The sequence below is a fragment of the Nostoc sp. genome (genome assembly GCF_036917375.1).
Taxonomy (GTDB): Bacteria; Cyanobacteriota; Cyanobacteriia; order Cyanobacteriales; family Nostocaceae; genus Nostoc.
Genome location: NZ_JBALDN010000118.1, coordinates 12556 through 24872 on the forward strand (window position 1 = coordinate 12556; position 12317 = coordinate 24872).

The 12317-nt window shown below is 41.6% G+C and carries 11 protein-coding genes; 5 read left to right on the forward strand and 6 right to left on the reverse strand.

Going from position 1 to position 12317, the window contains the following annotated elements; genetic code table 11:
* Positions 1 to 57: 57 nt before the first annotated feature.
* Both V7K45_RS32255 and V7K45_RS32260 read left to right on the forward strand, forming a co-directional pair.
* A complete protein-coding gene (locus tag V7K45_RS32255) occupies positions 58 to 1089 on the forward strand; it encodes a phage tail protein (RefSeq protein ID WP_335009980.1) in 1032 nt (343 codons plus the stop codon).
* Between the two features lie 121 nt (positions 1090 to 1210).
* Positions 1211 to 2410 carry a DUF4159 domain-containing protein gene (locus tag V7K45_RS32260; RefSeq protein ID WP_335009982.1) on the forward strand — a complete coding sequence of 400 codons (1200 nt, stop codon included), beginning with the start codon at positions 1211 to 1213 and terminating at the stop codon, positions 2408 to 2410.
* Between the two features lie 30 nt (positions 2411 to 2440).
* Here V7K45_RS32260 and V7K45_RS32265 read toward each other — a convergent pair whose 3' ends face one another.
* From V7K45_RS32265 to serA, 5 genes are all read right to left on the reverse strand, one after another.
* On the reverse strand, positions 2441 to 2884 hold the full coding sequence (locus V7K45_RS32265; RefSeq protein ID WP_335009984.1) for a type II toxin-antitoxin system VapC family toxin: 444 nt from the start codon (positions 2882 to 2884) through the stop codon (positions 2441 to 2443).
* Positions 2884 to 3153, reverse strand: coding sequence for a hypothetical protein (locus V7K45_RS32270; protein WP_335010099.1), 270 nt, complete (start codon positions 3151 to 3153; stop codon positions 2884 to 2886). The genes V7K45_RS32265 and V7K45_RS32270 overlap by 1 nt, the downstream gene beginning before the upstream one ends.
* 178 nt (positions 3154 to 3331) lie before the next feature.
* Entirely contained in the window at positions 3332 to 4609 is a 1278-nt protein-coding gene (locus V7K45_RS32275) for a hypothetical protein (RefSeq protein ID WP_335009986.1), read from the reverse strand.
* A 123-nt stretch (positions 4610 to 4732) separates the two neighbouring features.
* Positions 4733 to 5653, reverse strand: coding sequence for a 50S ribosomal protein L11 methyltransferase (gene prmA, locus V7K45_RS32280; protein ID WP_335009988.1), 921 nt, complete (start codon positions 5651 to 5653; stop codon positions 4733 to 4735).
* Between the two features lie 145 nt (positions 5654 to 5798).
* Positions 5799 to 7379 (reverse strand): phosphoglycerate dehydrogenase, encoded by a 1581-nt coding sequence (gene serA, locus V7K45_RS32285; protein WP_335009990.1) that lies wholly within the window; start codon positions 7377 to 7379, stop codon positions 5799 to 5801.
* 886 nt (positions 7380 to 8265) lie between these two features.
* Here serA and V7K45_RS32290 point away from each other — a divergent pair.
* The 3 genes from V7K45_RS32290 (at position 8266) to V7K45_RS32300 (ending at position 11342) form a co-directional block, all read left to right on the forward strand.
* Positions 8266 to 8463 (forward strand): hypothetical protein, encoded by a 198-nt coding sequence (locus V7K45_RS32290; RefSeq protein ID WP_335009992.1) that lies wholly within the window; start codon positions 8266 to 8268, stop codon positions 8461 to 8463.
* Between the two features lie 20 nt (positions 8464 to 8483).
* Positions 8484 to 10139 carry a PRC-barrel domain-containing protein gene (locus V7K45_RS32295; RefSeq protein ID WP_335009994.1) on the forward strand — a complete coding sequence of 552 codons (1656 nt, stop codon included), beginning with the start codon at positions 8484 to 8486 and terminating at the stop codon, positions 10137 to 10139.
* Positions 10140 to 10517: 378 nt separating this feature from the next.
* Entirely contained in the window at positions 10518 to 11342 is an 825-nt protein-coding gene (locus tag V7K45_RS32300) for a Uma2 family endonuclease (protein ID WP_335009996.1), read from the forward strand.
* A gap of 108 nt (positions 11343 to 11450) precedes the next feature.
* On the opposite strand, the gene V7K45_RS32305 is transcribed toward V7K45_RS32300, so the two are convergent.
* Entirely contained in the window at positions 11451 to 12305 is an 855-nt protein-coding gene (locus tag V7K45_RS32305; RefSeq protein WP_335009998.1) for an HIT family protein, read from the reverse strand.
* Positions 12306 to 12317: the final 12 nt, after the last annotated feature.

Here is a 12317-nt window from a genome sequence, read left to right on the forward strand (position 1 = left end):
TGCTCCTCTGCTCCCCTGCCCCCTGCCTCTTCTTACCCCCAATCTCCAATCAATACTATGGTTCAAAGTCGCTCTAGTCCAGCTGTAAGCATTCAATTAACGCCAATGCAAATTCCCGAAGCTTTACCTGTGGCAGGTTTAGCATTTGCAAATGCAGAAAACATCGATGTAGCTGGACGTAGTTTGCTTTTGCATCCTGGACATCCCAGCGAGATGATTGTGCAAGTACAAAACTTAGAACAACGTCCTTTGCGGGTAAGCTTAAGCGTTGAAGGAAATTTCCCGTCGCAGTGGTGTCAGATTGGCACAGAAGGCAGTGAAATACCGCCTCATGGACAAATGGATGCTGTTCTCTACTTCTCAATTCCCGACACATTTTTTGAAGACCAAGAAGCGATTTCCCCTGGAAAAAAAGACAAACTAACACTCAATTTTCGCAGTCTAATTACTTTACATATAGACCCAGGCACGGACAACGAACAAATCGAGAGAAGCGAGTATTTCGATTTATACATCCGTCCCTACACTGCCTACATGGAATTCTTGCCAATTTTGTATCGGGAAGTGGACTTTATTGGTCGCTTCATGAAAATATTTGAGCAAGCTTTTCAACCAATAGTTAATAGTTACAACGTCATGTGGGCAAACCTCGATCCCTTGACAGCACCGCAAGCATTACTACCTTTTATGGCTCATTGGGTTGCTTGGCAAGTAGATTCTGTTTGGGATCTCCAGCAACAACGGCGTTTAATTCGCCGAGCCGTAGAACTTTATCGCTGGCGAGGAACTCGTAAAGGATTGCGTCTTTACTTGCATCTTTATACTGGTTTACCGCTAGACGAACACTTACCGAATGAAGCTGATAAACATATTAGTATTACAGAACCTTTTGGCCCAAGTTTTATTATCGGAGATGCACAATTAGGAAATGCAGTTTTAGCAGGCGGACAACCATATCATTTTATAGTGCGTTTGCGTTCAAATATTTCTAGTGGCATCATCAACGAACAACTTATTGAAAGAATCATAGAACAAGAAAAACCTGCTTTTTGCACCTATGAATTATCTATCGAAAATCCCTCTAATTAAATAATTCTTAATGATGCTCCTGCATCGCTACCGCTACGCTAACGTAATTCGTAATTCGTAAGTTAAGTAAAATTAAACAGACTTTTAATCCAAAATCTAAAATCCAAAATCCAAAATCGCTATGTCCCATCCTTTCCCACCTCCACCAATTAAATCCTTGGAACGCCTGCAAGCCGCAGACGGGTTACTAATTAATGCAGAGCGTTGGCGCACAGCTCATGAATATCACCGTAATCGGCAAAATGCTCAATATCAAAGTTTAAATCAACCAGGAATTGTCTGCGGTTTAGGCGTGCGAGATGTGACCGCCCCAAGCCAAGTTGAAGCTAGATATCGAGATGGACGTTGGGTACAAATTCAACCTGGGATTGCAATTGATTTAGCAGGTAATCTAATTGTTGTACCAACTTCTTATGATTTTCCCATCGATTTAGAAGTAGTAAGTTCTGAACCCCTCATGATCTACTTAGTAGTTAGCTATGTAGACCCTGATGAATTGCGGCGCGGACAGCAAAGAGATATTGTTCAAGAAACTTATCGAATTGACCAAATAAACTCTACACCAGCTAGTTCAGAAATAGAAATATGTCGAATACTCCTACAACCAGGACATACTGACATTACCCAACCTGCGGATGCTTTTTTCCCTGGATATAATAATATTGATTTGCGTTATCGTCGTCAGGCACAAATGCGTCCTCAAGCACTTGTATGTATGGCGCAGGCGACTCATAGCGATCCTGAATGTGCGCGTAATTTTTTCAGCCTTTCATATTTATTACAAGCAGTAGAACCGCTATACCCAAGTTTGCGGGGGGCTGATGAACCAGGCCAGGTTTCTTTAGGAGAAAATATCCAAGACTATGACATTCTTTATCTCACAGGTGGACAAGCAATTTCTTTAAATAGTCTCGAATTTGAATCCCTGAGAAATTACTTAAATTTAGGTGGTGTGCTTTTTGTTGATGCACCAACAAATGCTAATGCTTTGATTGAGAGTACTCAAGCCTTAGCACAACAGTTAGAGAGTCCTTTAAGACCTTTAGAAGAATTGCAACGGAGTCATCCTTTAAGGACAAAACCTTTCTTATTTGCTGCCTTGCCAATGGTTAATCAACAGCAGATTAAACTGTTAATCGGTGGAGGAATTATTTTAGCAATTGGAGATTTAGCAACTGCTTGGGGGCTTGATAGAGATTTGAGTTTACCCAGATTGACCATTCGGACAGCTCAAGAATTAGGAATTAATATTCTTCACTATGCTTGGAAGCGGCGACAGTTAATTGGGTTGCAACAGGAAGATAATTCAGGGCAGTGGTGAAAGCCAAGTTAGTAAGTTGGATATTGCTGTTCAAACCCAAGACTCTAAAGCGAAAGGGCGAACCTGGTGAATACGTTGGAAATCATTGTCCGTTGAGACTACTGTGAGGTTGTAGTGAATTGCAGTAGCTGCTATCCAAAGGTCGTTATCCCCAAAGCCCAGAGTCTGTATGTTGAATTTTCGTCGCTCGGCTTTCTCTTTAGGGCCAAATGCGTTGACAAGTGTGCCTTTGAGATCGCCATAAATGTCTGAGATTGGTAGATTAATAGGGTAAAGGTCGATAGTGTTTAAAAAAGCCTTAATCCGTTCGAGGTTGGCGGCTTTTTGTTCAGATTTGGCTGCCATATAAAGTAGTTCCCCACAGACAATGACGCTGGTGCCAACGCCCGTTTCGCTATGGGCTTGTAGCTGTTGGATGAGATTGGGTTCACCGAAGATGATGCGACTACAGTGATTAGTGTCAAGCAGATACATCAGAATTCAGCCTGCGAGCGGGTGTCATAAACAGACTGGAGACATTTTTCAAAATTATCACCTTGCCAGGTACCAGCAAATTTCAGCAAATCTTTAGCTTTGGAGCCACGCAGTATTGGTTCCCCGTCTTGGATAATGGCACTTGCTGGTTTAATACCAGAGCTATTTTTTCTGGTTTTGAGATATTCGAGATAGTCGAGAGTTTCCTCTAGAATCGATTCTGGAGCCGTTTCGATCGCAGCAATGAGTTGTTCCTTAATAGTGGTCATGGGGGCACTGGAAGATTGATTGTGGATATCTTGATTCTGCATCATTTCTCACCATTATTTCTGAAACCAAAGATAGTGATACCTGCGGTGGTAATAAAGCTTGGGTTGCCCTAAGCTTTGTCGTACCCCTACTGCCAACATTTTTGAGCAATTTCCACACTACAATATCAAGTTGGAATTATTGAGTTTGGTTGTTTGCGATCGCACCATTATTTTTGTCGTGTTCGAGTTCTCTCATTAGAGAATCAAAACCACTAGTATTGTTTCCACTTTGGGCAAATAAAGACCGAATTTTATTGATTATCGCACTCATGCTATTGGAGAAAAACCGACCGAGATTATTAACAAAGTTTTTCAGCTTTTCAAATATCGAAACCTCTACAGTAGAGTATTTATTGACAATTGGATATACAATTTTTCCTTTTTCTGTTTGATAGTATTCTTGTTCAGGCATCAACATTGATGTGAGTGGTTGCACCTGTTTTGCCATATCAGCTTCGGTTCGTTTATTGCTGAGGAATAAAACATCATAAATTTTTCCATTCCAGCTAGCCCAATAATGGTTTTGGAAAAACCATCGTTTCCCGTCATCACAATTAGGCTTTTTACCTTGGTATGGGGTAGCCCCAGCTTCACTCAAAAAAGGTTTAGCGATACTTTCAATTGTGATTTTTTCAATGCCAAAATATTCTTCTGCAACTTTTTTAAAAGCACGGGCTAATGTCTGACAATCTCCTTCTGGAGAGCCTTTTAAGAGCGTTTCTGGACTCTTGCTCACCATTGTGTATTGAAATTGGATATTTCCAAAGTTTTTGAAAAGTTGTTCTAGTATTTTATCTTGTGGCAATGTGTCATCTATACCATTGACTAGTGTTTTGGCTAGTGAATATTCTTGTAAAAATTTTTGTTTTTTATCTGCTGAGTTATTTACTGCTAATATTTCTTCAGACTTTGCTTGTTCGTTCTTATTAGCTGGTATCGTCTGCTGTGCATCCTGGTTTTGCAGAGGAGATCGATTAATTTGGTTGACTACAGAAGTAGCGACACTATCCGCCTCTTGCTCATATCGATCTCCTGATTGACCAATAGTCAGTTTTGGCTGTATTTCTCCTATTGAAAGGCTATCAGCACGTTTTATCGCCATTTTGCTCAAGTTATGACCAAACTGCGAAGAATGTTCCTTTCCTTGCTGCAAAGATTCATTCATCTTTGTTTGTAATACAGTGAGTCGCTCTTGTCCCTCTGGCGTGATAGTGCCATGCTTGGCTTGTATTTGGAGTTTCGTTGCCTCAAACTGATATTGTTGAAATTTCTGATTTTCTACCTTTGCCTGTACTATAGGCTTGTTGGAGCCAAGTTGAGAGTGAGTAGTGAATAAATACGATTGCAACTGACTTTGCTCTGACGAATAAGCGGATGAGTCAGCTTTTTTGTGGATTTGTAGCCGTTCTTTCATCGCTAGTTTCAAAAGTCAATAGTGGGTAATCTATATATTATGTCACTGAAATATCCCCGACAACTTTTACGAAGGCGGGGATATCATTGTTTACGAATGAATTAGAATTACTTTTCTACCGAATTAAGAACGCCGTACATTTAAGCAACACCATTCTTTGCGTTTCCACAGGGTAGCGACAACCCAGCCATTTTCTTCTAAAGCGTCAGCAACAGCTTTAGATTGTTCTAGTAAAATCCCACTGAAAATTGCCCAAGTTTCAGGTTTAGCGATCGCACTCATTTCTGGAATCAATTCAATAATCACATGAGCCAAAATATTGCAGACAATACCATCCACTGGGCTTTCAATTAGTTTTTTCAAAACGTCTACACTTCCTTGTGCAGGTAGTAAACGTTCTGGGCTAATGTCATTCAGCGCACCATTACTGATGGTTGATTGCACCGCCAAAGGGTCAGTATCCACTGCATAGACTTTCTCAGCACCCAATAACAGCGCCCCAATGGAAAGGATACCAGAACCACAGCCAATATCCGCAATTACCAGATGTTCGTGTTTGCCACTATTACCTACAAAGGACTGCGGAACACCACTTAGACGCATTTCTAGAGATTCCAAACATAGCTGGGTAGTTGCATGGTTGCCCGTACCAAATGCTACACCAGGATCGAGGCGAATTACTAACCGTTCCGTTGTTTCTGGTAATGGTAGCCAAGCGGGGTTAATTAGGAAGCGATCGCCTATTTCTTGCGGATGCCAATATTGTTTCCAGCTAGTCGCCCAATCTTCCTCATCAATTAACTGCCATTGCAAGGAAGGAGATGAAACTCCTACACAGAGTGCATCTTGACGCAGCCACAATGACAGCGCTGCCAAATCTAAAAGCTGTGTTTGAATTGTCGGCAGATAAGCCCTGACTAAAGATGAATTTCCTTTGTTTTCACTAGCTGTACCACGACAGCCAAAATCTTCCAGTCGCCAAAAGATCGATTCTTCTAGGTCTGGCTCACATAAAATCTGTATTTCCCACCAGGTGTTTGCCATCTTTTAGTGCTGAGTGCTGAGTGCTGAGTGCTGAGTTTGAGGGAGTTAGAAGTGCTGAGTTAGGAGTTAGGAGTTGTCTTTCTGGTTTTTTACTTTTAACTCCTAACTTTTCTTGACTCAGCACTCGTTACTCAGCACTCAGCACTCATAGTGTTACTGTATATGCGTCCCGAATACCAGGGACTTTTGTAATCTCATCCAAAATGCCTTCTGGTAAAGGGTCATCTATACTCAGAGCCATGACGGCATCACCACGGACGATTTTACGACCTACTTGCATACTGGCAATATTCACATTAAAACTGCCGAGTAGGGAGCCAAGTTTGCCGATAATCCCCGGCATATCGCGGTGGAGGGTAAACAACATATATTTGCTGGGTGGAACGTTAATCGGGAAACCGTCAACGTCAGTAAGGTGGATTTCCCGCTCACCCAACAAAGCACCTGTGACAGAATGAGTACCTAAAGTACCCGTGGCTTCAAGATGCAATGTGCCGGCATAATCTCGAATCGAAGCATCGCGGGTTTCAATTACCCGAATTCCGCGTTCTTTGGCTTCTATGCTGGCATTTACGTAATTTACTCGTTCCCGCAAAGCTTGGTAAAGTAGTCCTTTGAGGGCAGCGACGATTAAAGGCTGACTTTTGTTGGTTGCGAGTTCCCCTTGGAGTCGAATATTGAGTACTTCTACCCTTCCACCAGCTAGTTGTCCCACTAGATTACCTAGAGTTTCTGCTAGTTGCATATAGGGTTTGAGTTCTTCCAACACATCGGGGCCGAGTCCGGGAATGTTGACGGCTGAACGTGCTGGTAGTCCTAAAAGGACATCACGAATTTGTTCGGCAACATCAATGGCCACGTTCACTTGAGCTTCCGTGGTAGAGGCTCCCAAGTGAGGAGTGAGGATGATTTCTTTACCTAGCGATCGCAACTCAGATTCACCCAAAGGTTCTGACTCGAACACATCCAAGGCTGCACCGCCGATTTTACCCGCTTTTAGAGCTGCTGCTAAAGCTACCTCATCAATGATCCCACCACGAGCGCAGTTGATAATCCGGGCTGTGGGTTTCATCTTTGCCAAAGTTGTGGCATTGATTAAATGGGTAGTTTCTGGGGTTTTTGGAATGTGTAGGGTGATATAGTCTGCTTGCTGGAAGAGTAAATCTAGCTCCACCAACTGACAGCCAAGTTGTTCGGCTCGTTCTGTAGAAATAAATGGGTCATAAGCTAGGAGTTTCATCCCCATTGTCTTAGCTACCGCAGCAACATGGGAGCCAATTTTACCCAAACCGACAACGCCGAGAGTTTTTTTGTAGACTTCCGCACCGACAAAGCTATTGCGATCCCACGCACCGCGTTTCACCGAAGCATTAGCATCGGGGATGTGACGAGATAAAGCCAAAATCATTGCTAGCGCGTGTTCGGCGGCGGCAATTGTGTTTCCCTCTGGAGAATTTACTACCACAATTCCCCGGCGTGTGGCAGCAGGAACATCCACATTATCCACACCCACACCAGCACGACCAATGATTTTTAGCTGGGTGCCGGCATCAATGATTTCTTGAGTGACACGCGTACCAGAACGAATCATCAGCGCGTCATACTCACCAATAATTGCGATCAGTTCTGCTGGTTTTAGACCTAGTTTGACATCAACGGTAGCAACCTGCGAAAGAATGTCAATTCCAGCTTGGTCAATCGAATCAGAGACAAGAACCTTAGACATGATTACTTCATTTAAAGCTACAGGTTTTGCTGCACAAGACTTTTTAGTTTAGTCTTTATCCGTCACAATTCAGCAAAAATTATTCGTTTGAATATCAACTTAACCTTTACATACACTACGTGCTGATAGTATCGAAGCGTGAATTGCTCCCGATGGGCACTGCCTCCTAAGTTTTTGAACATGAGTTAGCTGTTTGCACCACCCTGTCGCTAAATATAAAGCATGAATAGCACTAAGCACCGATATATTTATTAATAGTTAAGAGTTACCAAAATTTTATCGGCTGAAGCAACTTCCTTGGTGGAGTATAAACGCTTGTATGCTCGACTAGGATGCAACTTTAGCTAAGGCAATGCTATACACAACCAGGAAAAGAGCTAGTAACTAATATATCTGTCGAATTTCGTCTCTTTCTCAGTACCACAAGTGGTATCCCTTAGTTAAAGCAAAATATTGCAACTTTTATCCCAAACAGGCGTTTAAATTTACCAAGCGATCGGCTTTTGATTTGTTCGTATCGCATATTACCAGAGTTAGCTTTTTGGTCAAACGCCCATCTTACCATAAAATATTTTTTCAATAGTCTAAGAAAGTCGTGAAAGCTTTCTGGTAAGTTTGATGTTCTTTTGAAGATGAATAAAGCTCAATTAACTAAAATTATTTTTTAAGTCATTCAATCATATTGAAGTTAAAACTAAAAATATTTACTTGCAAAAGCTTGAAAGCAAAAAGTATCGTATCTATCTTTAGAAATAGTAAATCTGACTTTTTTATTCCTAAAGATTAAACTTAATCAAGACAGATGTAGATAAAAATATGTAAATAATCTTGTATAATTTTTTCAGTAAGGTTAGCCATAAACAAAAAAAACTAAATAAAATAACAAATGCCTAGACTAGTAGGACAACGCTCTAATACTGGAGCAAATATCACCAGCTTAATCATCCTGCTTGCCATATTTGGTGCACTTTCCGAATATTTTGGTGTGATTGATATAGTTCCCGGTTTTGGACGAGAGGGACGATATTTTCAGCTGAAGTTTCAGGCGACTAACGAACAAATGATTCCAAAACCAAATCAATAAAAATACCAGGGATATATATAATGCTTAAAGGTAGTGATATTATCGATAAAGTGGTCGTCACCTACGACACAGGTAAGAAAATTGTCCGAATTATAGATTTAATTTTTGACCGGGAACGCAATCAACTTTTGGGTTTTCTAGTTGCAGAGAAGGGATTGTTTCGAGACGCAAAAGTGATTCCCCTACAAGAGGTACAAGCCATCGGGTCAGATGCGATCGTAGTTAAGTCGAAAAAATCTGTTGTGAGGGCACATCGTGTCCCTGTAATTAAAGAGATTCTGCACCAGAATATCGTGTTGAAAAAAAAGAGAATTCTCACTACAGAAGGACTCGACCTCGGTGGATTAGTCGATTTGTTCTTTGATGAGCATAGTGGAATGGTGGAAGGATACGAAGTTTCTGGCGGTGTATTTGCTGATGCTTATTCGGGGCGATCGTTCGTTCCTGCTAGCGAAACACTGAAAATTGGTGATGATGTTGCCTTTGTACCTCCAGAAACTGCTCAACTGATGGAAGAACAGGTTGGTGGTATCCGAGGAGCCGTTCAGGCAACTGGAGATAGATTGCAGGACTCGGCCCAGACTACCAACCGCAGACTACAAACAGCAGCTCAAACTGTGAATGAGCAACTGCAAAGCTCGGTAGAGAAAGTGAACCGCGGGCTACAGTCAGCAAGCCAGAATGCAGGCGAGCAATTTCAAGCCGCAACTGATGCTACTAGCAGCAAACTACAAGATTTCAATCGAGATGCAACTGCCTCCCTAACAAACAATTTGGTCGATCCTGCCGAACAAAAGGTATATGTGATTGGCAAGTGCCTCGAGCGGGATGTGCTGACTCCAGATGGGAATGTACTACTACTAAAGGGTCAAGAAGTCACCCTAGTCAATGCAGAAGCGGCCGATCGCCTGGGTATCCTTGATGAACTCTATCGAGCCACGGGTGGCAGTCTGACTGCCAACATCAGCCGCAATTTACAAGCAGCAACAGAATCTGTTGGCAATCGAATTGGCAACGTAACTCAGAGCAGCGCCGCTAGTCTGCGTCACTCAGTTGATTCCTTCACAGCAAATGTAAATGTAGCGATCCAGCAGGCAAGAGGGCGCAGAGTCTTGCGAACAGTGCGCACTGACGATGGCTTAATTATTGCGGCATCTGGGCAGATTGTGACAGAATACCTTCTCGATCGCGCTCAGACTTACGCTAAAGAAATAGAATTGCTGAACGCTGTCGGTCTGAATCTGGCAACCGCAGTCCGTTCTACCGCAAGTGACAGATGGTTAGAAAACAAAGTTCAACTGGACGATCGAGTAAGCATCGCTCAAGAGAATCTCAACACTTTCTGGCAAGCCTTGAAAGCGAAGGCAGAAAAGTTACAAGGACGCAGCAGACGGGCAATGAAAAATCAACGGATTGAACAAGCATTGGGTCGTCCAGTTACCCGTGTTATTCTCGACCCAGAAGACAACGTGTTACTGAATGTAGGTGAATTGATTACACATCGCGCCGTTAGTCAAGCTGAAACAAGTGGAGTTCTGAATATCTTACTAAGTTCGGTCTATAGCAAGGAGCCGCAAATCTCTGACAAAGAGTTACGTGCTTCAGAACATGGAACGGCAGCCTTAGTACATCATGGTAATGGGCGATCGCAACTTGAATCCAAATCGATCTTGTGACTTTGCCCATAAAATAACCAAAAAGGTCAAGATGGTTATTTATCGTGTGCGAGCAAGTTAGGTAGAACAAAAATATGCGCTAACGACTGATTCCTGCGATCGCAATAAAATTTCTACCTTATTCAATGCCTCATAATCACATACATTTTCCTGTGATAGAGATTGCGATCGCAGAAATGGACATATTTTAGGGCAACTGCTCAAACTCAAATACATAAATAATTTTGGGCTTAATGTACGTTCCGGTTCCAATGCTATTCATGGGCGTTAATGTACATCATCGAACAGCCCATCGTAGACATTGCTAGCCCAGAAATCGCTATAATTCTGGTGAGCCAAATAGAGCCAAATATCCTTTGAGTTTTGGGGAAACCAGCCATGTTAGAGTACAACTTACCAAAGTACTTGCCCTCAGCCGAGGAACTACCAGACTCAGATGAAACGCCTGTGGATAATGAACTACAAGAATTGATACCAGGCTTGTTAAAGGCGATCTTGCTGATGCTTTGGTCAGAGCGCATGGACTGGTTATTTGCGATAGATATGGGTATTTATTATCACCCTGATAAACCGCCAATTGTGCCAGATGGGTTTTTGAGCTTAGGAGTAGAGCGGTTTTATGATGAGGAACTGCGTCCTAGTTATGTGCTGTGGGATGAAAACGTTGTACCGATTTTCGTCCTAGAAGTAGTTTCCCAAAATTATCGCAAGGAATACACTACTAAATTGGATGAATATGAGGCTTTAGGTGTACTTTATTACGTGATTTATTCCTCTCGCCGCCGCCGCAAACCGCATTTAGAAGTACATAAGTTAGTTAATGGTAAGTATGAATTGCAAGAGGGAAACCCCGTCTGGCTACCAGAAATTGGCTTGGGAATTGGTTGCGAAAGGGGAAATTATTGCGGTGTAACGCGAGAATGGATGTATTGGTATGATGAGCAAGGACAACGGTATCTCACGCCCGCAGAACAAGTAAAACAAGAAACACTGCGCGCTCAACAAGAAGCACAACGCGCTCAACAAGAAGCGCAACGCGCTCAACAAGAAGCACAACGCGCTCAACAAGAAGCACAACGCGCTCAACAAGAAGCACAACGCGCTCAAAAAGAAGCACAACGCGCTCAACAAGCAGAACTTCGGGTGCAACAATTGACGGAACAATTAAGAGCGCTGGGAATAGATCCAGATAATTTGGATTAACTGAAATATTTTGCAATATTTTCAACAAGACTGAAAATCAGGTTTTTCATTCAGATTTATGCATTTTCCATAAATCAAGATTTGCTATTAGAAGCTGTCAGTAAAAAACTATTGCTTTTTAGGAATAACGTTCCTGATTCCACTTTTAGAGCCAACAGTATCACCTTTGTAACGAGGGATAATATGAATACTGGCGTGCATAATATTTTGACCTGCGGCTCGATTGATATTCATTCCTACATTAAAGCCATCAGGTTCAAATTCTGCTTTGAGAATTTCTTGCACTTTGTTCGCCATAAACCAGCAAGCAGATTGCTCTTTAAATGGTAGATCAAAATAACTGCCAACATGACGTTTGGGAATAATCAAAATATGTCCTTTACTTATAGGATAGCCATCAAAAATAGCATAAGCAGTTGCTGATTCAGTTAATAGTTTGAGATTTTTATGGGGATTACAGAATATACAATAATTAGATGAATTTCGCTGATGATTATAGTGAACGTACTCATATAACTCACGATACTCATCTAAACAAACTGAAGTAAAGGGCAGTTTGACAATACATTGATAAGTAGGTTTTTTGTGAATATAATGTTCTCTAAATCCTGTTTTTTTGATATCCCTTCTTACAGCATAATAAGCTTTGCCTCCTGGTTTTAATAAATGCGATACTTCCATAAGAACGTTAGTTTGTTCTTCAGTAAACAAAACATTTAAAACATAAAAGCAAATTATTGTATCAAATTTAGTATCAGGATATTCTGGAAAATAATAAGGGTCATACCCTGTAATATCACAGCCTTTTTGGCGCAGTATTTTAACATCATTACCAAGACCACAACCAAAATCTAGTATTTTGCCTTGGAGAAGGTTTTGATTTAATAAAAACTGTCCCGGAAATGATAGATAATTTCTTTCGATCGCAGTAAGATGGCTAAATTGATTTTTTTGCTGTTTCATGGAATTTTTGGT